Source organism: Quadrisphaera sp. KR29 (assembly GCF_052644995.1).
This window is the reverse complement of sequence record NZ_JBQXXG010000001.1, coordinates 219,227-243,154: the sequence shown is the minus strand read 5'-3', so window position 1 is coordinate 243,154 and position 23,928 is coordinate 219,227. Positions and strand designations below refer to the sequence as shown.

Here is a 23,928-nt window from a genome sequence, read left to right as displayed (position 1 = left end):
ACCGGCTCCAGGGACGCGGGCCGCACGACCACAGAGGGGCCGAGACCGTGCTCACCTCCGCCGAGTTCACCGCCACCACCACCTACACCGCCGCCCAGTACCACCTGGTGCTCTACGGCTTCGTCGTCGCACTGTTCGCCCTCTTCGCCACCGGCCTGTACGGCGTCTCGACGAAGGGCGAGGTGGCGCGCCAGTACCGCGGCGCGGCCATCGCGAGCACCGCCATCTGCTGGGTCGCCGCGCTGGCCTACCTCGCGCTGGTCCTCGAGTGGGTCTTCGGCTTCACGGCGTCCGCCGACGGGTCCGCCTACACCCCCGACCCAGGCACCGTCGTCACCGAGCTGCGCTACATGGACTGGTCGGTCACCGTGCCGCTGCTCGTGTGCGAGCTGCTGGCCGTCGCCGTCCTGTCCCGCTCGGCGGCGCTGCGCTGGCGCGCGGTCGGGGTGGGCTCCGCCTTCCTCATGATCGCCACCGGCTACCTCGGCGTCGTCTACGGCACCGGTGGTGGCACGACCACCGCGGCCCTGTGGGTCTGGGGCGCCGTCAGCACCGTCTTCTTCGTCGTGCTGTACGTGCTCGCGGTGCAGGCCTACCGGGCCACCGCCCCAGCCGTCGGCGCGGAGACCCGCACCAGCTACCGCAACGCCCTGGTGCTGCTGTTCAGCGTCTTCGGCGCCTACCCGCTGGCCTACCTGGTCCCGGTGTGGGCCGGCTCGAACCCGGGCGCCTGGGGCACCACCGAGCAGCTCGTCTTCACCTTCGCCGACATCACCGCCAAGGCGGGCTTCGGCGTCCTCATCCACAAGGTCGCCAAGCTGCGCACCGCCGAGGACGCCCGACGCGCCGGCGGCGGCGCCGACGAGGCCCTCGCGGCCAGCACGCCGGACACCGTGCCGAGCACCGTGTGGATCTCCGGTGACCTGGTGGCCACTCCCCCGGCGCTCGTCGCCACTGTGCCGGCGGGGGGTGACGGAGTCCGCGCCGCCGCAGCCCCGGCGGCCACCGCCGCCGCGAACGGCGCCCGCGTCCGCCAGCCCCGCCGCTGACCCGGCGGCGGTGGTCCCCCTGGAGGCGGTGACGCACCCGTGAGCGCCTCGAGGGGCCACCCCGGTGGCCTGACGGCGAGCACATCGGCGAGCACGGCGGCGAGCACGGCGGCGCCGCGTCCCACCCCACCGACCGCCGACATCGGACCGGACGAGCAGCAGCTGCCGCCGATGTCCCCCCAGTGGCGCGCCGCCGTCCTGGGGCTGCCGTGGGTGGCCGCGACGGGCTGCGTCCTGGCAGCGGCCGCGGCCACCTCCGCGGCCGGCGGTGGGGCGGCCGGCCTCGCAGACGCCGCCAGGGGCGCGGGCCTGTCCGCCGGGCCCCTGGCAGCACCCGTGCTCGGGATGAGCCTGCTCGTGGGCCTGCCCCACGGGGCCGTGGACCTCCTGCGCCCCGAGACGGGCGCCACGGGGTCGCGCGCCCGCCGCGCCGCTGCGGGAGGGCTGTACGCCCTCGCCGCAGCGGCGTCCTTCGGGGCGTGGATGCTGGTCCCGCTGCCGGTCCTGCTGGTGCTGCTCGTGCTGGCGGTGGTGCACTTCGGCACCGCCGACGACGTCACGGCCCGGTGGTCCGGGGACGCCGCCGGACCGGCGCGCAGGCTCCTGCGCGTCGTGGGACTGGGCGGTCCGCCGGTGGTGCTCACCCTCGGCCTGCACGGCAGCGCGGTGGCCACCGTCCTGGACGGCCTGTCCGGCGGTGCGGGCGCCACCGTCTCCGGCGCGGCGCGCGCCGCGGTCCCCCTCGTGCTCGCCGCAGCGGCGGCGCTGGCGGTGGACGGCGCGCTGCGCCGCCGCTGGGGGGCCGTCGTCGAGCCGGTCGCGCTCGTGGCGCTGTGCGCCCTGGTCACACCCCTGCTCGCCTTCGCCGTCTACTTCGGTCTGTGGCACTCCTGGCGGCAGGTGGCCCGGATGGTGGCCGCCGACGCCGTCCGCGGACGCGCCGGGGTGCCCGCCGCCCTGCGCGGCTTCGCGGCGCAGGCGGTCCTGCCCACGGCCGTCTCGCTCGCGGTGCTCGGGGCGCTGGTGGTCCTGGGCGGTGCGCACGTGCTCGTCACCGCCCTCGCAGCGGTCCTGTGCGTGACCGTCCCGCACGCCGTCGCGGTGGCCCGCGTCGACGCGAGCACCCGTGTGCTCCCCCAGTGCGCCACCGGCTGACAGGTCGGCCACCCGAAGGCCACCGGCGACGGCGGACGAGAGCGCGCCAGGGCGCGCGAGGGCGCACGAGTGCTCAGAAGGGACACGGCGCGTCGGTCGGGCTGGCGCCCGTCCACCGCTCGGCCGCTCCGACCACGGCACCTCCCGCGCCGCGACGAGCCGGGGCGGACCTCGGCGGCGGCACCGGCCCGCCGGGCGGACCGGGAGGTTCCGTCGGGTCGAAGGGGTGGGGTGGTCCCCACGCAGCTGACCCCAGCACCCCGTCCAGCCGCGATCCCCCGCGAGCGGGAGGTGCCCCCCGCCGCCCGCGCCCCCGAGCCGTCTCCCGCACCGACCGGCGGGGGTTCACCAGCCAGCGACGCAGCGGGTCGACGGTCGCCGGGGGCCGCACCTGCGGGACACCGCCGACCACCCGCACCTCCCACACGCCCATCCCCACCTGCAGGTGGTGGCGCGGGCACAGGAGGACGCCGTTGCCGACGTCCGTCGGCCCGCCCGCCACCCACTCGAGGACGTGGTGGGCCTCCAGCCACGCCAGCGGGGCGTCGCAGCCGGGCACCACGCAGCCGCCGTCGCGGGCGAAGAGGGCCCGCCGCTGCGGCGGGGTGAAGCAGCGCACCGCTCGCCCGAGCGCCAGCACCGTCGCGTCGGCGCCCTCGGCGGACAGCAGCACGGTCTGCAGCACCCCGCGGGCCGCCAGCGTCCGCAGCACGGCGGTGGGCAGCGGCCCCGTCTGCTCGCACACCGCCCGGCCGGCACCCTCCAGCTCGCGCAGCTGCTCGAGCGTGGCGGTGACCACGATGCGCGGGGGCTCCCCGCCGCGCGTGGTGCCGGTGTCGGCGGCGCTGAGGGCGATGAGGCCGAGGGCGTCCGCACGGCGCTGAGGAGCGGTGCGCTCGTCCCGCACGGTCTTCGTGAGCCGCTGGGCGCCGTCGCCGTCGGGCCCGTCGTCGTCGGGCCGGGCACCGTCGTCGTCGGCGACCTCCGCCTCGACGCTGGGGGTGGGCCTGCTGAAGTGGTCGATGGCGGCGAGGTACTGGGCGCCGGTGACGGGGTCGAGGTTGCCGCGCACCGAGACCCAGCCGTCCTCGTGCACGGTGTGGTCCAGGCGGCGCTCCTCCAGCGCGTCGGGGTCGAAGGAGCCGTCGGCCCGCTTCGGGTCGAGCACGTCCCGCAGCTCCTCGCAGAGCGCTACGGCCTCGGCGTGGCTGAGCCCGGGCAGGTCGTCCGCGAGGTCCCTGTCCAGCTCGGCGCCCGACTCCCGGCGCACCGCCCGCGGCAGCGAGCGCAGCAGGCGCGCGGCGAGGTCGAACACGTCGGTCGAGATGCGCCCGGCGGCGTGCAGCGCGGTCACCGCCGGCATCGGGGGCTGGTGGACGTGCCCCGCGCCGGTGGCGCGCGAGAGCAGCTCGAGCCTCTTGGCCGCGGCGGGGTCGTACCCGGCGGAGCCGCTCAGCAGGCCGACGTGGTCGGCGGCCCCCACCGCGTCGAGGTCGGAGCGGGTGAAGGAGCCCATGAGCTGCAGCACCGCGGAGTCGACCAGGCGCCCGAGCACCACGACCTCCTGCAGGGCCCCTGCCCGGTCCACCGGCTCCAGCGAGCCGAGCCACCCGCACGCCTCGACGACCTCGCGCAGGGCGGCCTGCGCATCCTCGAGCGCTGCGCCGAGGCGCCCGCCCGAGGTGGTCGTCGAGGTCATGCCGCAGACGCTACGAGGGGCCACCGACAGTCGAACGGGCGTCCAGACGCCCTGCACAGGACCCAGTTGGGCGCGACCTGAGGTCCACCCGTTCGGAGCAGTGCCCGCCACCCCGGTCGCGCCGGGCGGTCACCCTCCCGGCGCGAGCGCCAGCACCAGGGCGAGCAGCCCCGCGCAGCAGCAGGCGACGGCGAGCGCGAGGTGCAGCCACGCTCCCCCGCTGCGCGCCAGGTCGCCGTCCCGCAGCAGCAACGCGGTGACCCGTCGGGACCGCCGGGCGCTGGCCACCCACACCCCCACCGCCGCGGCCACCCCGACCGCCCCCACCGCTAGCGCGACCCAGCCCCACGCGTCGGCGAGCAGGCGCGCCCCCACCACGGCCCCCACCAGCAGCGCCAGCGCCGTCCGCCGCCACGCCAGCGCCGTGCGCTCGGGCTGCAGCCCGGCGTCGAAGACGCGCCGCTGGCCGGTCACCGCAGGACGACGGCGAGGGCCACCAGCACACCGGCGACGACGACGCCGACCGCCAGCGGCAGCGCGAGCAGCGGGGCTGCGAGCGGCTCGCCTCGCCGCATGGCCCGCTCGTCGCGCGCCCACCCGGCCCAGGCCTGCAGCGGCACGAGGATCCCCAGCGCGATGAGCACCAGCGAGGCGGCCAGCCGCAGCTGCGGCTGCAGCGGCAGGGTGAACGCCTCCAGCGCCACCCCGGCCGCCAGCAGCGCCAGCGAGGTGCGCAGCCACGCCAGGAACGTGCGCTCGTTGGCCAGCGTGAAGCGGGGGTCGGGCTCGCTGCCCTGCCCGAAGACGCTGCGGGGGAAGCGGGCGCGGGCCACGGTCCTCCTCACCGGCGCGCACGTCGCGCGGCCGTCGCTGCTGCCGGTCGGCGGCTGCTGCCGTCAGCGGGAGGGTCGCACAGCCCCGTCGACGTCCCCGGGCCCGTCGTCCACCGACCCCGCGTCCACCGGCCCGTCGCCCGCAGCCCCCGCCGCGCGCGCCACCGGCACCTGCTCCCGGTCCAGCTCCACCAGCAGCCGACGCAGGTGCTCCCCGCGCTCGCCCAGCCGCTCTTCGGCCTGCGCGAGCAGGCGCCCGGCCTCCCGGACCATGGCGCGACCCCGCGCCGACAGCCGCACGAGGCGGCCACGGGGCCGGGCGGGGTCATCCACGACCTCCAGCAGGCCCGCGCGCACCAGGCCGGCCACGAGGTCCTGCTGGGCCTGCCGCGTGGTGCCGAGGGCGCGGGCCAGGTCCGAGGGCGCCGTGCCGCTCTCGGCGAGGTGGGCGAAGACGAGCGACTGCGCCCCCGACAGGCGCGGCCAGCCGCGCTCGGCGAGCCCCTCGCGCAGCTCCGCGTCCAGGCGCCGCCCGGCCTGCAGCAGCAGGTGCGCCAACGGCATCCGTCCGTGCTGCACGTTGACAGGTTACCTGACACACTGGCTGACAGGTCACCTGACACCGGGTGGTGGAGCGGGTGGCCGGGCGGTCGGTGGAGAGACAGGCGCAGCGGAGGGCAGAGGCGTGGACGTGGTGGTCTTCGGAGCGGCGGGCGCGGTGGGCGGGCACGCGGTGCGCCTGCTCCTCGGGCGGGGGCACGGCGTGGTCGCCGTGGCGCGGCGCACGATCGAGGTCCCGCCGGGCAGCACGGGTGGCACCGGCGGCACGGACGGCACCACCGGCACCGGGCGGGTGCGCCAGGTCACCGGCGACGTCCGCGACGCCGCCGTGGTGGAGCAGGCCCTCGACGGCGCGGACGCCGTCCTGTGGTGCGTCGGGGTCACGAAGACCTCGGGCGGCGACGTCGGCAGGTCCTCCCTGCCCGCCGTCGTCACCGCCGCGGCCCGCACCGGTGCGCGGCGCCTGGTCGCCGTCTCCGGCGCGGGCGCCGACCTGCCGGGTGACCGCAAGGGCGCCGGCGCCCGCCTGGTCTCCACGCTGATGCACCGCGTGGCCCGCGACGTCGTGGAGGACCGCGAGGCCGAGCACGCGCTCCTCGCCGGCTCGGACCTGGACTGGACGCAGGTGCGCCCGCCCCGCCTGGTCGAGCGGCCCGGCGCCGGTCGCTACCTGCTCACCACCGAGGCGCCCGGCCTGCGCTCGCCCGCGCTGGCCAAGGCCGACGTCGCGCTGGCGATGGTCGACCTCGTCGAGGGGCGCGAGTGGCTCGGCGCCGCCCCCTTCCTCGTGGCGGCACGCCCGTGACCGTCCTGGTCACGGGGGCCACGGGCACGGTGGGCAGCCGCGTCGTCGAGGTGCTCGCGGCGCGCGGTGTCGACGTCGTCGCCGGCTCCCGCCACCCCCAGCCGCCCCCTCGGTCCGGGCAGGACGACGACGCCGCCCGCGTCCGCCCGGTCCGCCTCGACCTGCTCGACGGCACCACCTACGGCCAGGCCCTCGACGACGTCGACGCGCTCTTCCTCGTCCGCCCGCCGCAGGTCGCCCGCGCGGCCCTCCTGCAGCCCTTCCTCGACGCCGCGGTCGCCGCCGGCGTGCGCCGCGTGGTGGTGCTGTCGGTGCCGGCCGCCGCGCACGTGCGGCTCGTGCCGCACCGGCAGCTGGAGGAGCGGGTGGAGGCCACCGGCGTGGAGTGGACCCACCTGCGGGCGGCGAACTTCTACCAGAACCTGCTCACCGTCCACCGCGAGGAGATCAGGGACCACGGCCGGCTGTCCGTGCCCGCCGGCGGGGGCCGCACCGCCCACGTCGACGTCCGCGACCTCGCCGAGGTCGCCGCAGCGGCCCTCACCGAGCCGGGGCACGCGCGGCGCAGCTACGTGCTCACGGCGCGCGAGGCGCCGACGTTCGCGGAGATCGCTGCCGTGCTGTCCGCGGAGCTGGGCCGCCCGGTGGTCTACGACAGGCCCGGAGCCCTGGCCTTCGTGCGGCGCGGGCTCGCGGCGGGCACGCCGCCCGGCCTGGTCGCGGTGATGACTGCCCTGTTCACCGCGACCCGGCTCGGCCTGGCGGCGCGCACCTCCGGCGACCTGGCGCGGTTGCTCGGCCGGGAGCCGACCGCGCTGGCGCAGTTCGTCCACGACCACCGCGACGCCTGGGCGCCGCGCGCCTGAACCGCCTGAACCGCCTGAGCCGGCCGAGCCGGCGCGGCGCCCGCGCACCGCAGGTCCGCCGTCCGCCGTCCGCCGTCCGCCGTCCGCCGTCCGTCATCCGGCCGCGTCACGCCGCGTGACGGCTCAGGTCGGGCTCCCGGCACACCGGTGCCTGAGCCGTGGACCTGCCCCGCCGAGCCCGCGCGGTCACCGCCTGGCGCAGGGCGGCCGGGGCCGATCACCACCCGGTCGGGTGATGCAGGACGGCCCCCGGGCCGTCGATGCCACCGGAGCCGCGTGCGCAGGGGCCGAGCCACTGAGCCCCGCCGCCGCGGCACTGCAGGACGGGACACGTCGATGGGTGCACACCCCACCTCCTTGTGCGCCGCGGCCGCGACGCGGGCGTGGCGCGCCGTGCGCCGCCCCAGCGGGCTCGTGGAGCGCACGCGGTGGCTGTTCTGGCTGGCCGCGCTGCTGTCCCTGGTCATCACCGTCCCCGGCGCGCTCGGACGCCAGGACGGCCCGGCCGTCGGGCTCGTCCTGGTCGCCTCGCTGGTCTGCGCCCTGGTGTGGTGCCGGCGCTACGCCCTGGGCCGCGCCCCGCTGGCCGGCGACCTGGCCGAGGCCGGCGCGGTGCTGCTGCTCGCCGCCGCCGCCCCCGCGCCCGCGATCGCCTTCGGCATCACGTTCTCGGCCACGTGGCAGCGCGCGGTGTACGGCCGCGCCCCCCGGGGCGCCCTCTACATCGCCCTGGTGGTCAGCGGCCTGGCCGCCTCGCTGCTGGTGTGGCCGCACGTCCCCGGCCACGACGGCCCCGTCGCGGCGGCGCCGCTGCTGGGCGCGCTGCCCACGTCGGTGCTCGTCTTCGTCATCGCCCGCCACCTGGGCGGCAGCATCTTCGCCCGCGAGCGCGCCAGCCGGCGCCAGGAGGCCCTGACCGCGCTCGGCCTGGGCCTCATGGGCGTGCGCGACAGGGAGCAGGCCTACGCCCTGGCGTGGCGCGCCACCGAGGCGCTGTGCGCCGCCACGCCCGGTCTGCGGGCCCTGACCGCCCAGCAGGGAGGCCGCTCCCTGACGGTCATGGGCAGCGCCGGGGCGTTCAGGGCGCTGCCCCACCACCTCCTGCTGCCCGAGGGCACCGCCGTGACCGCGCCCTTCCCGCCCTCCGAGGACGGCGACGGAGGGGCGGGCGGCGGCGGCGCGGCCGGCGCCGCCCCCGTCACCGCAGGGCTGGCGGAGCAGCTCGACGCGGCCGTCGGCGCGCGGCTGCAGTGGTCCGCGCACCCGCTCCCGGAGATGCCGGACGGGTGGATGGTGCTGGGGGCCCCGGGCCGCGTGCCCGAGGACGCGCACGCGGCGGTGTGGAGCGTCAACCACCAGGTCGCGCTCGCGGCGCGCAACGTCGACGCCCGCGCCGAGCTGGTCCGCGCCGCTCAGACCGACCCCCTCACGGGCCTGCCCAACCGGGCGGCCTTCGCCCAGGCGCTCGCGGGCGCCGCGGGCAGCGGGGAGGGCTTCGCCGTCCTGTTCTGCGACCTCGACGGCTTCAAGGTGGTCAACGACGGCCTGGGCCACGACGCCGGCGACGCCGTGCTGCGGGAGGTCGCCGCGCGGCTGCGGGCCGCGACGCGCGAGGGCGACACCTGCGCCCGCCTCGGCGGTGACGAGTTCGCCGCCCTGCTGCGCTCGCTCCCCATCGACGGCGACGGCGAGGACGACGACGACGACGACGGCCACGACGGGGCGCCCGACGCCCTCGTGCCGGCGGCCCTGGCCGTGGCGCGGCGCGTGCAGCACGACCTCAGCCAGCCCGTCCTCACCGGCGAGCGGTGGGCCGGGGTCGCGGTGAGCGTCGGGGTGGCCACGGGCCGGGGCCCGGACAGCGCCGCCTCGGTGGTGCAGCAGGCCGACGTCGCCATGTACGCCGCCAAGCGCGGCGCCCTGCGGGTGCAGGTCTTCACCGAGGAGCTGCACGGCGACCTCGACGACGCGGGCCTGGCGGCCGAGCTCCGCACCGCGGCGCTGGACGGTCAGCTGCGCGTGCACTACCAGCCCGTGGTCTCCCTCGCACCGGGCGGGCGCGAGGACCGCTGCGAGGCGGTCGAGGCGCTCGTGCGCTGGCAGCACCCCGGGCGCGGGCTGCTCGGCCCGGACCGCTTCATCACCCTGGCCGAGCGCTGCGGGGCGATCGACGACGTCGGCGCGTGGGTGCTCGGCCAGGCCTGCCGCGACGCCGCGCGCTGGCAGCGCCCCGGCGCCCCGGTGGAGGTCCACGTCAACGTCTCCCCGCTCCAGCTGCGCCACCCCGGCTTCACCGGCACCGTCGCCCATGCGCTGGCGTGCTCGGGCCTGGAGCCGCAGCGGCTGGTGCTGGAGGTCACCGAGAGCGCCGTCGCCGACGGCGCCGCCCAGCGCGAGGTGCTCGCCGAGCTGCACCGCCTGGGCGTGCAGGTGGCGCTGGACGACTTCGGCACCGGGTACTCCTCGCTGGCCACCCTGCGCCACCTGCCCGTGGACGTCCTCAAGATCGACCGCAGCTTCGTCACCGACTGCGACCAGGCGCCCAACGCCGCGGTGCTGCGGGCCGTGGTCGGCCTCGCCGAGGGCCTGGGCCTGCGCACGGTCGCCGAGGGCGTGGAGACCCCCGCCGTGCTCGAGCGCCTGCGCGAGCTGGGCGTGCACGCGGTGCAGGGGTACCTGCTGCAGCGCCCCGCGCCGCTGGAGGAGCTGGGTGCGTGGCTGCCCCTCGGGCCGCACGCCGGCGACGGCGACGGCGCCGACTCCCCGGTGGACGCGATCCCCGAGCCGCGCCGCTCGACCGCGGAGGCCCCCACCCTTCTCCCGTGATCATGGGCGATCGGCCACCCCACCGACCGTCACCACGGGCGTTGAGCGGACTCCCCGTCGCCGGGCCTCAGCTGCGGTGGCGCTCCGGTGAGGCGAGCCACTCCTCGAAGCTCGTGCTGCCCACCCGCAGCCGTGCCTGCCCGCCGCGCAGCGCCCCCGAGGCGAGGCCTGCGGCGTACGCGCCGAGCAGGCGCAGCTCGACCACGCGGCGCCGCACGCCGTCGTGGGCGTGCAGGCGCCGGACCATCGAGGCGAGGTCCTCCTCCGCCGGCCCGACCAGGTCATCGGTGCGCCCGACCGGGCCCGCCTCGGCCACCGCGACGAGGTGCTCGCCCACCTCGCGGGCCGCCACCGGGCGCAGCAGCGCGCGCGGCACCGCGGTGAGGGGCCCGACGCTCGCCTGCGCGGACACCTGCCCAGCGAACTCGTGGAACTGGGCGGTCCGCGCCACGGTGTGCGGCACCTGGGAGGCGGCCACCAGGCGTTCCTGAGCGAGCTTCCCGGCGTAGTAGGAGGCGTCGATGCCGTCGATGCCCACCACCGACAGCGCCACGTGGTGGCCGACGCCGGCCCGGGCCGCGGCGGCCAGCAGAGCCGTGGTGGTGGTGCTGAAGAACGCCACCGCCCGGCGCGCGGACAGCGTCGTGGTGCCCAGCACGTCGACCACCGCGTCGGCCCCCGCGAGCGCCGCGGCGGTGCTGCCCTGGTCGAGCACGTCGAGGCCGGCGCGCCGCGAGAGCACCACCACCTCGTGCCCGCGGTGCTGCGCGGCACGGACCACGTGGCGCCCGACGGTGCCGGTGCCCCCAGCGACGGCGATCCTCATCGCTCCTCCTCTGCGGCGGAAGGGCGCCTCAGCGGCCCTTCGCCTGCCGCACCCGCTCGGACAGCTCCGCGAGCGCGTCGGCGGTGGCCCAGCGGTGGTGGCCCTTCACCAGCCCCACCACGGTGTGCTGGGTGCCGGTGCGGGCCCTCAGCTCACCGTCGAGCGCCTGCACCAGGGCGTCGTCGTGGGCGGCGCGGCCCACGACGACGTAGCGCACCTCGCGCTTGTCGAACCGCAGCCGGCTGGACTGGTAGTAGCCGGGGTGCGTCGCGCCGCCGGGGCCCTCACCGGCCAGCAGCACCGGGGCGTCCAGGGCTTCGGCCAGCGGCGCAGCCGCCAGGGAGTCGGCCAGGTAGCGGTCACCGCCGCTGGCCACCACCGCGTACTCCACGTCCGGGTCGAGCCTGACGCGGCCGGTGTCCCCGTCGTAGAAGGAGCCGCTGACCACGTGCAGCACGAGGAAGAAGTCGTCCTCGGGGCGCTGGGAGGTGCTGGCGGTGGCGGTGGAGGCGGAGGTCACCGCGAGCAGCGCGGCGCACAGCACGCCGCCCACCGCAGCGGACCGGGAACGGCGGGGGAAGGGCACCGGTGGAGGGTGGCAGGAGCGCGTCAGCCGTGTCAGCGGAACGGGCCAGGCCGCCCGGCCTCACATCGAGCAGGGCTCGGCGCGGCGCGGCGGCTGCTTCCCGACTGCGCCCTTCTGGTCGGAGCACGGCAGCGCGACGTCCGGCTCCCCGGCGGTGAGGGCCGTTCGCAGCACCGCGCTGTCGTCAGGGGGACCGGCTCTGCGACCGAGGACGACGATGAGGGCCATCTCCGGAAGCACCCGGCGCTCCCGGGCGCGACGAGCAGGACTCCCTAGGCCCCCGCGGGAGCTGGCGCCACGCGCAGCCCCTCGGCCACGCCCTCGCTGAGCTCGCTGAACTCGGCGCGGTCGCGTCCGCCGCCCTTGGCGCGGTACAGCGCCCGGTCGGCGGCGCCCACCAGCTCCAGGGACGAGGTCAGCGGCACGGGCAGCGCGCTGGTCGCCCCGCCGACGCTGAGCGACACGCCCGCCCCGGGCCTGCCCGGGTGCGGCAGCGCTGCGGCGCGCACGCGGGCCAGCACGCGCTCGGCCACCTCCCGGGCGGCGACGGAGTCCGTGCCCGGGAGCAGGACGGCGAACTCCTCGCCCCCGTACCGCGCGACGACGTCGCCGCCGCGGACGGCGCCGGCGATGCAGGCGGCCACCGCGCGCAGGCAGGTGTCCCCGGCGAGGTGACCGGCGCTGTCGTTGTAGGCCTTGAAGTGGTCGACGTCGCACATGAGCACGGTCAGCGGCTCGCCGGTCACCGCGTGGTGGGACCACGACCGCTGCAGCGCCTCGTCGAAGGCGACGCGGTTGGCCACCCCCGTCAGCCCGTCGGCCAGCAGGGCGGCCTGCAGTCGCCGGTTGGCCTCCTGCAGCTCGGCCGTGCGGTCGGCCACCAGGCGCTCCAGCCCGGCGGCGTGCTCGGTGAGCTGGCGGGTGCGGGCGATGGCCGCCAGGGCGCTGGAGAGCCCCTGCTGCAGCGCCTGGCCGGTCCAGCGGTCGATGACCGCCTGCTCGTAGAGCAGCACCCCGGCCTCCTCCTCGCCGTGCACCAGCAGGTGCACCACGAGCGTGCCGTGGTCCAGCTCGGAGCGGTGCCGCGCAGGCAGCAGCTCCTCGGGGCGGTAGGGGGCGTCGACGAGGGCCCCGCGACCGGCGGACCCGCTGGCGTGCACGAGGTCGGCCAGCCCCAGCGCGGTGCGCGCCACGAAGATCCGGTCGATGGTCGTGCGCGGGAGCAGCGCGGCCAGCTCGTCGTCGAGCTCCGCGCCGCTGGCGGCGCTCAGCAGGCCCTGGTTCAGCGCGAGCAGGCCGCGGGTCAGCAGCAGCTCCTCCTGCAGGCGGTCCGCGTCCGCGGTCCCCGGTCCCCCTACCGCGAGGTCACGCGAGTCCACCGCGGTCGCGGCGGCGCTCGAGGCCCGCAGCACGAGGCGCGACGGGCTCTTGGTGCGCTGCGGCACCGCCCTGCCGGCCAGCAGGTCGACCAGCACCTGCGCGGCCGCCCGGCCCTGCTCCCCCAGGGGCTGCACGCAGCTGCTCAGCGGCGGGTTCGCGCTGGCCGCGGCGGCCGTGTCGTCGAAGCCGACCACGGCGACGTCCTCGGGCACCCGCAGCCCCCGCACGCGCAGCGCGTCCATCGCGCCGACGGCCATCTCGTCGTTGGCGGCGAAGACGGCGTCCGGAGGGGCAGCGCCCTCCGCGGCGAGCCGGTCCAGCAGCGACGCGGTGCGGCGGTAGGCCACCTCGCGGGAGAAGTGCGCCCTCAGCACGCTCAGGGACCCCGCCGGCAGCCCGCGCGCGGCCAGCGCCGCGGCGAAGGCGTGCTCGCGCTCGTCGCTGTCGGGGTTGCCGCGCGGCCCGGCGAGCATCAGCACCCGGCGGCGGCCGAGGTCCAGGAGGTGGTGGGCCACCTCCGTGGCGCTGGCGGCGTTGTCGCACCCGACGTCGGGAGCGTCCCGGCCGGTGCCGCCCAGGGTCACCACCGGCAGGCCGGCCACCTGGCGCAGCACCTCCTCGACGCCGCTCTCCCCCGTCGCCGGGTCGACCAGTGCGGTCATGGCGACGGCGTCGAGGGTGCCCGCGCTCGCGAGGCGGTGCAGCCACGACGAGCTGTGCTCGACGGCGCCCTGGGGCAGCACGAGCAGGAGCAGCGAGCCGCCGTGGGCGTGCACGACCTCGGCCATGCCCGCGGCGACGGGCAGCACGTAGTCCTCGAGGCGGTTCACCACCAGCCCGATGCGCATCCGTCCCCTCCGTCGCGGCGTTGCGCTGGCATCGGCACCGCGGGCCCCCGCCTTGAGCCCGCTGCGGCGCCTGTCAGGACGAGTCGGTCAGCGCGCGGCCAGCGCACCCTTGAGGCTGTCGCGCAGCCGGCCGCTCGGCCCGCCCGGCGGGACGATGACCATCGCGCCACCGCTGGCCGCTGCGGCGGCCGCGCCGCTGAGCGCGTCGGCGAAGGACTCCCCGCTGGCCAGCCACAGCGCCGACGGCGGCGGGCCGGCCTCGAGCACGGCGGCGGCCGTCTCGTACCGGGTCGTCCCGGCCAGGCGCTGCACGCCACCGCCGGTGACCGCGGCCACCTGGCGCAGCACGTCGTCGGAGACCGCCACCGGGCCACCGAGGACGACGACGCGCGCCGGCCGCCACTGCGCCAGCTGCTCGACCGTGGTGGCCGGCAGGTAGCGCGAGGTGGTCAGCAGCAGCGGCGCGCCGCTGCGCCCCGCGGCGCCGGAGGCGCTGAGGGCGTCGGGGAAGGCCTGCCCGGAGGCGAGGAACACCGTGGTCGGCGGGGCGCCCGCGGAGGGGCCCGCCGCGAGCGCGCCGAGGGCCACCCCGCGCGCGGTGGCGTAGCGGTCCTCACCGGAGACGCGCTGCACCACCGCGCCCGTCGCCTGCCGCACCTGCTCCAGCGCCGCGTCGCTGACGGCCTTCGGCCCGCCGGTGACCGTGACCGTGCGCGGGCGCAGCCGCGCCAGCTCCGCGAGCACCGGCGCGGGCACGCCGTCCGGGCGCGTCAGCAGCACCGGGGCGGAGCTGCCCGCCGCGGCGGCGGCCGCCCCCAGGGCGTCGGCGAAGTCCGTGCCGGTGGCGAGGTAGGCGCGGTCCGCGCCGCCGGGGAACGCCCGCGCGGAGATCCGCGCGCTGGTCGCGTAGGCGTCGGCGCCGGTGAGCCGCTCCACCGGCAGGCCGCCCGCCAGCGACGCCAGCGCGGCGTCGCTGAACAGCTCCGGCCCGCCGACCGCCACGACCGACGTCGCCGTCCCCGGCCCCATCGGCGGCGTCGTCGGCGGCGTCGTGCCGGTGGCCGCGGTGCTCACGCGCAGCAGGCGGTCGGTGGTGCCGGCGGCGGCGGGGTTGCCCAGGCGCGAGGCGTTGGCCACGAGCGCCGAGCCCACCTGCGCCGGGGTGAGCGCGGGGTTGGCGCCGAGCAGCACCGCGGCCGCACCGGCGACCAGCGGTGAGGCCTGGGAGGTGCCGCTGACCACCACGCCGCTGGTGTCGCCGTCCGCGGCGGCGGTGAGGATGCGGTCACCCGGGGCGAGGACGTCCACGCAGGGCCCGCGGTTGGAGAAGCCGGCCAGGGCGTCCCCGGCGGTGGTCGCGCCCACGGTGATCACCGACGGCTCGCGGGCGGGGCTGACCCTGCACGCGTCACTGCCCTCGTTGCCGGCCGCGACCACCACGGTGATGCCGTCGGCCACCGCGGCGCGCACCGCGCGGTCGACGGCGTCCGAGCTCGGGCCGCCCATGCTGATGTTGAGCACCGCGGGCGCGCCGTCGGGGTGGTCGGCGACGGCCCACGCGACGGCGGCGACGATCGAGCTGCCCAGGGCGGAGCCGTCGCAGGCACCCACCCGCAGCGGCACGAGCGTCGCCTGCTGCGCGACGCCGACCTGCGTGCCCGCCAGCACCGCGGCCACGCCGGTGCCGTGGCCGTTGCAGTCGGCGGTGGTGCCGCTGCCGGAGAAGTCCGCGCCGGGGCGCACCCGCCCGGCGACGAGGACGTGGCTGGCGCGCAGGCCGGAGTCGACCACGTACGCCGTCACCCCGGCCCCCGCGCCCGGCGCCAGGTACTGCCCGTCGAGCGGCAGCGAGGGCTGGTCGAGGCGGTCCAGGTGCCACGGCAGCGGGACGGCGGCCGGCCTGAGGGCGCCGGCCGCCTGCGCGAACGGCTCGGCCACGGGGTGGAAGACGGCGTCGCGCTCCACCGACTCCGTGGCCTCCAGCGCCTCGAGCCGGTCGGCGCGGGCGCTGGTGGTGCGCACCACCACGGTGGAGGTCTCCTCGTGCACCGCGACGACGTCGCCCAGCCGGTCGGCCGCCGCTGCCGCCTGCGCGACGTCGGCGGGGTCGTCGACGACGACGACGACGAACGTCTCGGTCGGCGCAGGGTCCGCCCACGCCGCGCTCGGGGCCGCCAGGGCCACGAGCAGTGCTGCGGCGGGCAGGGCACGGGCGGCGCGAGGTGTCACACCGAGGCATCGACACCCGCAGCACCTGGCAGCAGGCGGCGCCGCCCGCTCCACCCATCAGGCCCACTCCCCGTGATCATGGGCTTCCGCCACCCCGTGCCAAGTGCGGCCAGACGGGTGACGGGCGCCGCCACGGGATTCCCCGCGCTGACCTGCGGACATCCGCCGCTCACAGCGCCGGCCTCGCCGTGCGGCAGTGCTCTGTCGCGCTCAACTGGATTCCTGTCGTCCCCGACACAGTGGGGGAGCCGTCCAGCAGCGGGCGGCTCCGAGCGCCGGAGGACTGATGAGCCAGCACCTCAGCACCACGCCCCGCACCGCTCCCCCGCACGCCCGCCGCCGCGAGCCGCAGCGCTGCGCCGGCCACACCCCCCGGCCTCGTTGGGGCGCCGTCGCGCTGCTGGTCGCCGGCTGCGGCCTGCTCGGCACGGGCGCCTTCGCCTCGTGGCAGGCCACCGCGTCCGCCAGCAGCGCCACCATGAGGGCCGCCACCGTGGGCGCCACGGTCGTCGGCGCCACCGGCGGCCAGCTCACCACCCCGGTCTCCGAGCTGCTGCCCGGTGACTGGCTGTACCGCTACGTCGACGTCACCAACACCAGCTCCGTCGCCGGGGCGTTCACCGGCTCGGTCTCCTCCACCGCCCTGGGCAGCGGGCTGACCGTGGCCGTCGACTCCTGCTCGGCGGACTGGAACCCGGCCACGGCCGCGTGCCCCGGCACGCAGAGCGCCCTGGCCTCGGGTCCCCTCACCTCGGCGCTGGCCGTGACGCACGGCTCGCTGGCGCCCGGGGCCGTGCAGCACGTCCGCTACAAGGTCACCGTCGACTCCTCGGCGCCCGCCTCGATGATGGGCACCAGCGGGGCTCTGACCATGGCCGTGGTCGCCGACCTGGTGGGCGGCCGTGACCGCACGACGGGCTGAGCGCGGTCCGCTCCGCCGCGCCGCGGCCGCCGCGCTCGCGGGGGTCGTGGCCGGGGGTGCCGTGGCGGCCTCCGCCACCCCGGCCACCGCCGGCTGGCGGGCGCGCGGCAGCGCCAGCACCGCTGCGCTCTCCCTGGCCACCCTCAGCAGCCGCCTCGACCTGCGGCCCACCAGCGGGCCGGTCACCCCCCAGGGCGACTCCTACAGCGCCGAGGCGCTGCTCGCCGCGGGCCCCGTCCACCTCGACGCCGTCAACACCTCCAGCGTGCCGGCGGTGGTGACCGTCAGCGTCACCACCGGTGGCCTGGCCAACCTCGTCCTCACCGTGCGCGGCTGCGACTCCCCGTGGACCGCGGCCGGGACCTGCGCCGCCGGTGAGACGAGCGTCTCGACGGCGCCCGTCGTCCTCGGCTCCACCAGCACCGCCACCGCCGTGGTGACCCTGCCACGAGACGGCAGGCGCCACCTGCGCGTGGGCAGCACGCTGACGGTCGGGGCAGGAGCGTCCGTCGTCGTGCGCACCAGCGCCGGGCGCACCGGCGCGCCGCGCGACAGGACCGGCGGATGACCGAGGCCGCGCGCTGGCGCCGGCGCCTGACCACCGGCGTCATCGTCGCCGGGCTCGTCGCCGTCGGGGCGCTGCAGCTGGCGGGCTGGCGCGCCGTGCCCGTGCTCTCCGGCTCGATGACGCCGTACGCCGCCGTCGGCGCGCTGGTGGTCACCGCGCCGGTGGCGCCGGCGGACCTGGCGGTGGGCGACGTCGTGGCCTTCGCCCCGCCAGCCCTCTACGCCCGCGGACGGCACCCCGTCCTGCACCGCGTCACCTCGCTGGAGCAGGTCGGCGGCTCGCTGGCGATGACCACCCGCGGTGACGCCAACCCCGAGGCCGACCCGTGGCGCATCGACCTCACCGGCGCACAGGTGAGCCGCGCGCTGGTGGTGCTCCCGCGGGCCGGCTGGCTGCTCATGGGCGGCCCGCTCCCGGCCGTGGCCCTGCTGCTGGGCGCGACCGCGCTGGTCCACGGCGCGGCTGCCGTGCGGAGGCGCCGGTGCCCGTGCACCCCCGCGGGACGCCGCGGCCGTCACGTCCTCGGACGACCCGTGCCAGCGGCCGGACCCGCCACCGCCCCGGCGCCCCCGACGCTCGACGTGAGGTCGGTCGAGCCGGCACGGGTGCGGCTGCCCGCCCCGCGCCGGCCCCACGCCGAGGAGCTGTCACCCCGCTCCCCGGACCGCCGGAGGCGGTGAACGGCGGCCTCAGCCCCTGACCGCTGCGCCGAAGGCGGTCGCCACCGACAGCGGCACGGCCTTCTGGCCACCGAACACCACGGTGGTGCTCGGCCGGCTGCTCGGGAGGGCCGCCAGCGCCTTCACGACTGCGGGGTCGAGCTCCCCGCCGTGGTTGAGCAGCAGCGGCCCGACCAGGGAGCCCATCGCCGTCGAGCCGACCAGGGCGTCTGGCCAGTCGGTGCCGGTCGCCAGGCCCACCACGTCGGTGCGCGCCCCGGCAGCGGTGTCGAGGGCCACGAAGCGCTCGGCCACCCGCCGCGCGGTGTCGTACCTGTCACTGCCGACGACGGCGGCGGCCGCTGCCGTGCGCCCGGCGTCTCCGCCTAGGCTCGCGGCGGCCTTCGCCGCGGCACCGCCCACGGGCACGGTGCGCGCGCCCGTGGGGTCCATGGCCTGCAGCAGCGCCCGGGTGGTGGCCGGCAGCTGCTCGTCCTTGGAGAGCACGATCAGCCCGCCGGTGCGCCGCGCGAGCGGGACGACCACCAGGGCGTCGGGGTAGTCGGCGCCGGTGACGAGGTAGATCGGGATGCCGGCGGAGGCGGTCATCTGGTCGGCCAAGCGCTGGGACAGCTCGGTCGCCGTCTCGTACCGGTCCTCCCCGCCGATGCGCTCGGTGCGGCCCGGGGCGATCTGCTCCAGCGCCGAGAAGACGGCGGGGCTGATGGCGTTCTCGCGCCCGGTCACCACGATGGAGCCGCCGGAGGCCAGCGAGCGCCGCACCTCGGCCTCCACGGCCGGGTCCAGCCTCTTGCCCGGCGTCAGGAGCAGCACGCCGCCCCTCTCGGCGGCGTACCGCGCGCCGCCCGCGGAGTCGGCGTAGGAGCTGGCCGAGGAGATCACCACCACCGGCACCGAGCCGGCCCGCGGGAACAGCTTCCGCGACGTGTCCACGGAGGTGGCCACGCGGTCCTCACCGGAGAAGCGGTGGGCCCCGGGGTCGGGCACGACGACGGTGCTGGGCACCTTCGGGCGCGCGGGCGTGGGCACGGACTGGGGCGTGAAGTCGCGGTCGCGCCCGTTGCCGCTGGCCGACCCCGACGACGCGCTGGGCACCGGCGTCGCGGAGCGCGAGGGCTCCCCGGTCGGCGCCGGAGCCGACGACGACGGCGAAGAGGACGACGACGACCCGCCGGTCGGCTCGCCGGTCGTCTCGCCCGTCGGCGACCCCGTCGGCTCGCCGGTCGGCGACCCCGTCGGCTCGCCGGTCGGCGACCCCGTCGGCTCGCCGGTCGGCGACTCGGACGGCTCGCCGGTCGGCGACCCCGTCGTCTCGCCCGGCGGCTCCTCGCTCGGGGCTGCACACCCGGGAGCGGCCGGGGCCGAGGCGCCCTGCGACGGCTCCGACGCCAGCTCCACCTCCTCGGCCAGCAGCTGCACCGGCCCCACGGGGCCGTCGCCGTCGGGACTGCTCGCGCCGTCGCCCTCCTCGGGGGTGGACGTTCCTCCCGAGTCCTCCAGCGGGATGCCGTAGACGGCGTTCGCAGCGGTGTCGGAGGCGAGGACGGTGAGCCCGTCACCGGCCAGGCCGCCGGGCTGCGACAGGTCGGCGGTGAGTCCGGTCCAGCGCAGCGGGTCGTCACCGAGCTCGGCCGTGACCAGCGCGTGCGTCGCGGCGTCGGCGGCCACCAGGTGGGTCGGTCCCTCCCGGGAGGCGACCGCCAGCGCGACCGGCTCGTCCAGGGCCGGGTCGTCGCTGGAGACGGTCCTGAGCTCGCGGGCCTCGTCGGGCGCCCCGTCGGTGATGACGTACACCTGGTGGTTGGCGGCGTCGGCCACGTACAGCTCGGGACGGGACTCGCCGCCCTCGGCGATCGCCAGCGCCGACGGCGCGGACAGTCCGGCGGTCAGGGCGTCCACGGTCTGCGACAGCTGCGGGCGGCCGTCGCCGCCGGGCGCGCAGCCGGTGCCCGCGACGACGAAGAGGCGCCCCGCCGTGCCGCCCAGCGCGAGCGGCTCGTCGGTGGTGCCGTCACCGTCACTGCCGCCGTCCCCGTCGCCGGCCGACCCACCGGTGGTCTGCTCGGTGAGCTCGTCCGACCCGGGCTCGGGGGTGTCAGCAGCCGGCGAGACGGGGTCCGCCGGGGTCGAGGTGGACTCCTCGTCGGTCGGGGTGGGGACGGCACCGTCCGCAGGTGCCTCCTCCGGCGGGGTCGTGCCGCTGGGGGTGGACGTGCCGGAGGTCTCCTGCGGGCTGGAGGACGACGAGGACGACGGCGGGGAGCCCGCACCGGGCTTGCCCGGCGCCTCGGGCTTGCCCGGCGCCTCGGGCTTGCCCGGCGCCTCGGGCTTGCCCGGCCCTGCGGGCGTCGGGTGGGCTGCGGGCGTGGCGGGGTCCGCGGGGGTCGCCGGCGTGGCCGACGTCCCAGCGCCTCCAGGCGAGGCGGGCTCCGCGGGGGTCGCGGGCCGTGCGCCGCCTGCCGGCCCCGCGGGCCCCACGCGCGCGGCCCGCAGCGGCACCGCGGAGGGGAGCTCGGGACCGGTGCGGTCGGCGACGTCGACCACGAGCACCTGGTGGGCGCCGGCGTCAGCGATGTACAGCTGCTCGCCGTCGCGGGTGACGGCGAGCGCGGTGGGGGTGTGCAGCGGCGTCTCGTCGGCCTTCGCGCCGTGCTGGGGCAGTCCCGGCTCGCCGGTGCCGGCCACGGTCGTGACGTCGCGGGAGGTCCTGTCGACCATGAAGACGCGGTGGGCGTCGGAGTCGGCGATGAAGACGTCGCCGGCTCGGTCGACGGCGACCGCCGTGGGTCGCTGCAGCCGGGGCTCCGTCCTCGACCCGAAGCACCAGTCCGGCTGCTCGGAGGGCGCCTCGGGGCCCGCCACGAGCACGCAGGTGCCGTCCCTGCTGGTGCGCAGCACGCGCTGGTGGCCGGTGTCGGCGACGTAGCGCACGCCCTGGTTCACCGCGACGCCGGTCGGTCCGTCGAGGAGGGGCGCGGCCAGGTCACCACCCCCGGCGTGGGCCTCTCCCCCGAGGAGCACCTGCAGCTGCCCCGCGGCGCCGCTCACCGGGTCGAGCCCGGCCCCGTCGTCAGGCCGGCAGCCGCTCAGCAGCGGCAGGGTCAGGGCCACGGTGAGAGCCAGAGCTCGTCGTCCGTGGAGGCGGGTGGTGCTGCTGCCGGCGGTGGCGCGCACGGGGGGCCTGCTCTCGTCGGGTGGTGCTCCGGTGGGACGGCCGGAGGAGCGCGCGAGGAGCGGCGCGGCCATCGGCTCGCACCCGACGCTAGGTCGCCGATCATGGTCGGCGTGGGAGGCGCGCTGGCGTGTCGATCACCACGACGGACGGGGAAGCTGCAGGTCAGAGGCCTGTGAGTACCATGAGTCACCTGTGACGGAAGGGGCGCCCGAGGCTCGTCACCTCGGGCCCTGCACCGCCAGACGGCAGTCCGGCCACCGGAGGGCGGCGCTCCGGGAGCGCGGCGGCCGCGACCCCACCGACGCCTCGTCCGCGACGGGCCCTCGCCCGTCCGGTGGCCCTTCAGGAGTTCACCCGCACGGCCGATGACTGTGTGGTGCTGACCCCTGCCTCCCGCCTGGCGCGCGCCGTCGCAGCCGCCGCGGTGACCGCGACGACGGCGGTGCTCTGCTGCGTGCCCGCAGCACCCGCCTCCGCAGCCCCGGCCTACGAGGTGGAGCCGATCAACGGCTGGACAGACGCCAGCGGCGTGGCCATCGCCGCGGACGGCAGCGCCTACGTCGTCGACAGCGGCGGCGAGGGGCAGCAGGGCAGCATCTTCGTGGTGGACGCCGAGGGCTCCATCTCCGACCTCGTGGTCGATGGCCTCGTCTCGCCGTCGGGGATCGCCGTCAGCGGAAGCACCCTCTACGTCGCCGACACCGGCAACCACCGCGTGGTGTCCTTGCGCACCGACGGCACCGGGCTGCGCCGGGTCGCCGGCCTGGAGGACGCGGTCGCCGGCGCCCCGTCGCCGGGCCGTGCTGACGCATCACCTCTGCGCAGCCCCAGCGGTGTCGCCGTGGACGCCCGGGGCGACCTCTACGTGGCGGACACCGGCAACAACCAGGTCGAGAAGATCACCACGAGCACCTCCACGCCGCAGCTGTCGGTCGTGGCGGGCACCGGCCTGCCCGCCGCGGAGGTGCCCGGCCCCGCCGTCGCGTCACCGCTGCGCGCTCCCGAGGAGGTGTCGGTGTCCGCGGCGGGAGACGTGCTGGTCGCCGACACGGGCAACCGGGCCGTCGCCCGCATCAGCGCCGGCACCCTCACCACCTCCCCGACCGGCGCGGTGACCCGTGCCGTGGCGGCCACCGGGACCGCGGGCGCCCTCACCGCCCGTGGCAGCGCCGTCGTCACCCTGGGCTCGCAGACGCCACTCGCGACGGCCGCCGGACCGGTGCAGGGCCTCGCCGTGGCACCCGACGGCACGATCTACGCCGCCGCCGGCAGCGAGGTGCTGGTGCTCGTCCCGTCCGAGGGCAGCCTCAGCGCGCCGCGCATCACCACCGCTCCTCCCACCCGCGCCGCCAAGGGGCAGCCGCTGACCATCCCCTTCGCCGCCACGGGCCTGCCCGCACCGCGCTGGTCCGTGCTCACCGGGACGGTCTCCGGCCTGAGCAGGGTCAGCATCGACGCCGCCACAGGCGTCCTCACGGCCACCGCCGGGACGGCGAGCACGGCCAGCGTCACGGTGCGCGCCGAGAACAGCCGGGGGCACGACGACCGCGTGGTGTCGCTGGCCCTGGGCTCGCCCCCGCCCGCGCCGTCGGCCGTGACGGCCACGGCCGGCCCGACCAGTGCGACCCTCACCTGGCTGGCGCCCTCGGGCGCGCCATCCCCCGACGAGGCAGTCACCGGCTGGGTGGTCACCCCGTCGCGCGGCGGTGCGGCCGCCACGCCCGTCACCGTCTCGGGCACGGCGACCTCCACCACCGTCACCGGCCTGGTCCCGGGGGTGGCCACCACCTTCACCGTGGCCGCCACCAACGCCTTCGGGACGGGTCCGGCCTCCACCGCGTCGGCTCCCGTGCTGCCGTGGGCCTCGATCGCCCAGCCCCCGACGGGGGTCACCCGCCTGGAGGGGGCCGGGCGCATCCAGACGGCCGTCCGCACCTCCCAGCAGCTCTTCCCCGCCAGCGGCAGCGCGCGGGCCGTCGTCCTGTCCTCATCGACCACCTACGCCGACGCGCTGGCCGGCGCCAGGCTGGCCTCGGCCGAGGGAGCTCCGCTGCTGCTCACCGAGGGCGGCGTCCTCAGCGCGTCGGTGGCGGCGGAGGTCAAGCGGGTCCTCGCCGTCCCGCCCGCGGCGAGCACCGGTAAGACCGGCTCGGGCACCACCACGTCCGGCAAGACCGGCACGACCAAGGGGCCGGCACCGAGCTCACCGGGCACCGTCTTCCTGCTGGGCGGCACCACCGCCCTGTCCGCCGACGTCGAGGCCGCGCTCAAGGCCCTCTCCCCGTCCATCACGGTCGTCCGCCTCAGGGGCACCGACAGGTACGCCACGGCGGTGGCGGTGGCGGCGCAGGTGGACGTCGACGCGCCCGTCGACGACGGGCCCATCTACGTCGCCAGCGGCACCAACTACCCCGACGGACTGGCGGTCTCGGCCCTCGCGGCGCGCACCGGCGGTGTCGTGCTGCTCTCCGAGGGAGGCAGGCTGCCCGCGGCCACCTCGGGCTACCTCAGCGCCCGCGACCCTGGCGGAGACCGGGTCGTGCCGGTGGGCGGTCCGGCCGCAGCGGCCGTGGGCGCTCGCGGTGCCGCGCGGGCCCTCGTCGGCGCCGACCGCTACGACACCGCCCGCCTCGTCGCCGCCCGCTTCACCGCGGGGGCGGGGCAGGCGCCCGTGCGCACGGTCGGGCTGGCCACGGGCGAGAACTGGCCCGACGCGCTGAGTGGCGCCGCCGCCATGGGCGGGCTGGGCGGCCCGCTGCTGCTGACTCCCACGTCAGCCCTCTCCCCCGCCGTGGGCGCCGCGGTGGCGTCCCTGCCCTCGCGGCCGGGCGCCGGGCTCGTCTTCGGCGGCACCTCGGTGGTGGCCGCCCCGGTGAGCAGCGGGTTCGCAGGACTGATGGGCGGCTGAGCCGCTCGGGGG

The 23,928-nt window shown here is 77.8% G+C and carries 18 protein-coding genes; 9 read left to right on the top strand and 9 right to left on the bottom strand.

Annotated elements, in window-relative coordinates:
• Positions 1–47: 47 nt before the first annotated feature.
• Together ACUN9U_RS00995 and ACUN9U_RS00990 are read left to right on the top strand one after the other, a co-directional pair.
• Positions 48–1,049, top strand: coding sequence for a bacteriorhodopsin (locus tag ACUN9U_RS00995; RefSeq protein ID WP_445483052.1), 1,002 nt, complete (start codon positions 48–50; stop codon positions 1,047–1,049).
• 39 nt (positions 1,050–1,088) lie between these two features.
• On the top strand, positions 1,089–2,204 hold the full coding sequence (locus tag ACUN9U_RS00990) for a Brp/Blh family beta-carotene 15,15'-dioxygenase (RefSeq protein ID WP_445483051.1): 1,116 nt from the start codon (positions 1,089–1,091) through the stop codon (positions 2,202–2,204).
• A 73-nt stretch (positions 2,205–2,277) separates the two neighbouring features.
• Here ACUN9U_RS00990 and ACUN9U_RS00985 read toward each other — a convergent pair whose 3' ends face one another.
• The 4 genes from ACUN9U_RS00985 to ACUN9U_RS00970 form a co-directional block, all read right to left on the bottom strand.
• Positions 2,278–3,903 (bottom strand): DUF222 domain-containing protein, encoded by a 1,626-nt coding sequence (locus ACUN9U_RS00985; RefSeq protein ID WP_445483050.1) that lies wholly within the window; start codon positions 3,901–3,903, stop codon positions 2,278–2,280.
• A 129-nt stretch (positions 3,904–4,032) separates the two neighbouring features.
• Positions 4,033–4,377 carry a DUF202 domain-containing protein gene (locus ACUN9U_RS00980; RefSeq protein ID WP_445483049.1) on the bottom strand — a complete coding sequence of 115 codons (345 nt, stop codon included), beginning with the start codon at positions 4,375–4,377 and terminating at the stop codon, positions 4,033–4,035.
• Positions 4,374–4,748: a YidH family protein gene (locus tag ACUN9U_RS00975; RefSeq protein WP_445483048.1), complete on the bottom strand. Its 375-nt coding sequence runs from the start codon at positions 4,746–4,748 to the stop codon at positions 4,374–4,376. Before ACUN9U_RS00975 ends, ACUN9U_RS00980 begins: the two co-directional genes overlap by 4 nt.
• Positions 4,749–4,799: 51 nt before the next feature.
• Positions 4,800–5,315, bottom strand: a complete 516-nt coding sequence (locus tag ACUN9U_RS00970) for a MarR family winged helix-turn-helix transcriptional regulator (protein WP_445483047.1) — start codon at positions 5,313–5,315, stop codon at positions 4,800–4,802.
• A 106-nt stretch (positions 5,316–5,421) separates the two neighbouring features.
• On the opposite strand from ACUN9U_RS00970, the gene ACUN9U_RS00965 reads away from it, so the two are divergent.
• The 3 genes from ACUN9U_RS00965 (at position 5,422) to ACUN9U_RS00955 (ending at position 9,794) form a co-directional block, all read left to right on the top strand.
• Positions 5,422–6,102: an NAD(P)-dependent oxidoreductase gene (locus tag ACUN9U_RS00965; protein ID WP_445483046.1), complete on the top strand. Its 681-nt coding sequence runs from the start codon at positions 5,422–5,424 to the stop codon at positions 6,100–6,102.
• A complete protein-coding gene (locus ACUN9U_RS00960) occupies positions 6,099–6,968 on the top strand; it encodes an NmrA family NAD(P)-binding protein (protein ID WP_445483045.1) in 870 nt (289 codons plus the stop codon). Before ACUN9U_RS00965 ends, ACUN9U_RS00960 begins: the two co-directional genes overlap by 4 nt.
• A 336-nt stretch (positions 6,969–7,304) precedes the next feature.
• Complete coding sequence (locus ACUN9U_RS00955; RefSeq protein ID WP_445483044.1) at positions 7,305–9,794, top strand: putative bifunctional diguanylate cyclase/phosphodiesterase; 2,490 nt, start codon at positions 7,305–7,307, stop codon at positions 9,792–9,794.
• Between the two features lie 67 nt (positions 9,795–9,861).
• Here the strand turns inward: ACUN9U_RS00955 and ACUN9U_RS00950 are convergent, their stop codons facing one another.
• The 4 genes from ACUN9U_RS00950 to ACUN9U_RS00935 all read right to left on the bottom strand — a co-directional run bounded on the left by ACUN9U_RS00950 (position 9,862) and on the right by ACUN9U_RS00935 (position 15,663).
• Positions 9,862–10,620, bottom strand: coding sequence for an SDR family oxidoreductase (locus tag ACUN9U_RS00950; RefSeq protein WP_445483043.1), 759 nt, complete (start codon positions 10,618–10,620; stop codon positions 9,862–9,864).
• A 28-nt stretch (positions 10,621–10,648) separates the two neighbouring features.
• A complete protein-coding gene (locus ACUN9U_RS00945) occupies positions 10,649–11,206 on the bottom strand; it encodes a cell wall-binding repeat-containing protein (protein ID WP_445483042.1) in 558 nt (185 codons plus the stop codon).
• A 272-nt stretch (positions 11,207–11,478) separates the two neighbouring features.
• The gene (locus tag ACUN9U_RS00940) at positions 11,479–13,434 is read right to left on the bottom strand and encodes a diguanylate cyclase (protein ID WP_445483041.1); all 1,956 of its coding nucleotides are present in this window, start codon (positions 13,432–13,434) and stop codon (positions 11,479–11,481) included.
• 87 nt (positions 13,435–13,521) lie between these two features.
• Positions 13,522–15,663: a cell wall-binding repeat-containing protein gene (locus ACUN9U_RS00935; protein WP_445483040.1), complete on the bottom strand. Its 2,142-nt coding sequence runs from the start codon at positions 15,661–15,663 to the stop codon at positions 13,522–13,524.
• Positions 15,664–15,949: 286 nt separating this feature from the next.
• Between ACUN9U_RS00935 and ACUN9U_RS00930 the strand changes: the two genes are divergently transcribed.
• From ACUN9U_RS00930 to ACUN9U_RS00920, 3 genes are read left to right on the top strand one after another with little or no spacing between them, the layout of a single operon-like run.
• Positions 15,950–16,585: a hypothetical protein gene (locus ACUN9U_RS00930; protein WP_445483039.1), complete on the top strand. Its 636-nt coding sequence runs from the start codon at positions 15,950–15,952 to the stop codon at positions 16,583–16,585.
• Between the two features lie 46 nt (positions 16,586–16,631).
• A complete protein-coding gene (locus tag ACUN9U_RS00925) occupies positions 16,632–17,153 on the top strand; it encodes a hypothetical protein (RefSeq protein WP_445483038.1) in 522 nt (173 codons plus the stop codon).
• On the top strand, positions 17,150–17,833 hold the full coding sequence (locus ACUN9U_RS00920) for a signal peptidase I (protein WP_445483037.1): 684 nt from the start codon (positions 17,150–17,152) through the stop codon (positions 17,831–17,833). The genes ACUN9U_RS00925 and ACUN9U_RS00920 overlap by 4 nt, the downstream gene beginning before the upstream one ends.
• A gap of 9 nt (positions 17,834–17,842) precedes the next feature.
• On the opposite strand, the gene ACUN9U_RS00915 is transcribed toward ACUN9U_RS00920, so the two are convergent.
• The gene (locus tag ACUN9U_RS00915; protein WP_445483036.1) at positions 17,843–21,007 is read right to left on the bottom strand and encodes a cell wall-binding repeat-containing protein; all 3,165 of its coding nucleotides are present in this window, start codon (positions 21,005–21,007) and stop codon (positions 17,843–17,845) included.
• 374 nt (positions 21,008–21,381) lie between these two features.
• Between ACUN9U_RS00915 and ACUN9U_RS00910 the strand changes: the two genes are divergently transcribed.
• Positions 21,382–23,916, top strand: coding sequence for a cell wall-binding repeat-containing protein (locus tag ACUN9U_RS00910; RefSeq protein WP_445483035.1), 2,535 nt, complete (start codon positions 21,382–21,384; stop codon positions 23,914–23,916).
• Positions 23,917–23,928 lie beyond the last annotated feature (12 nt).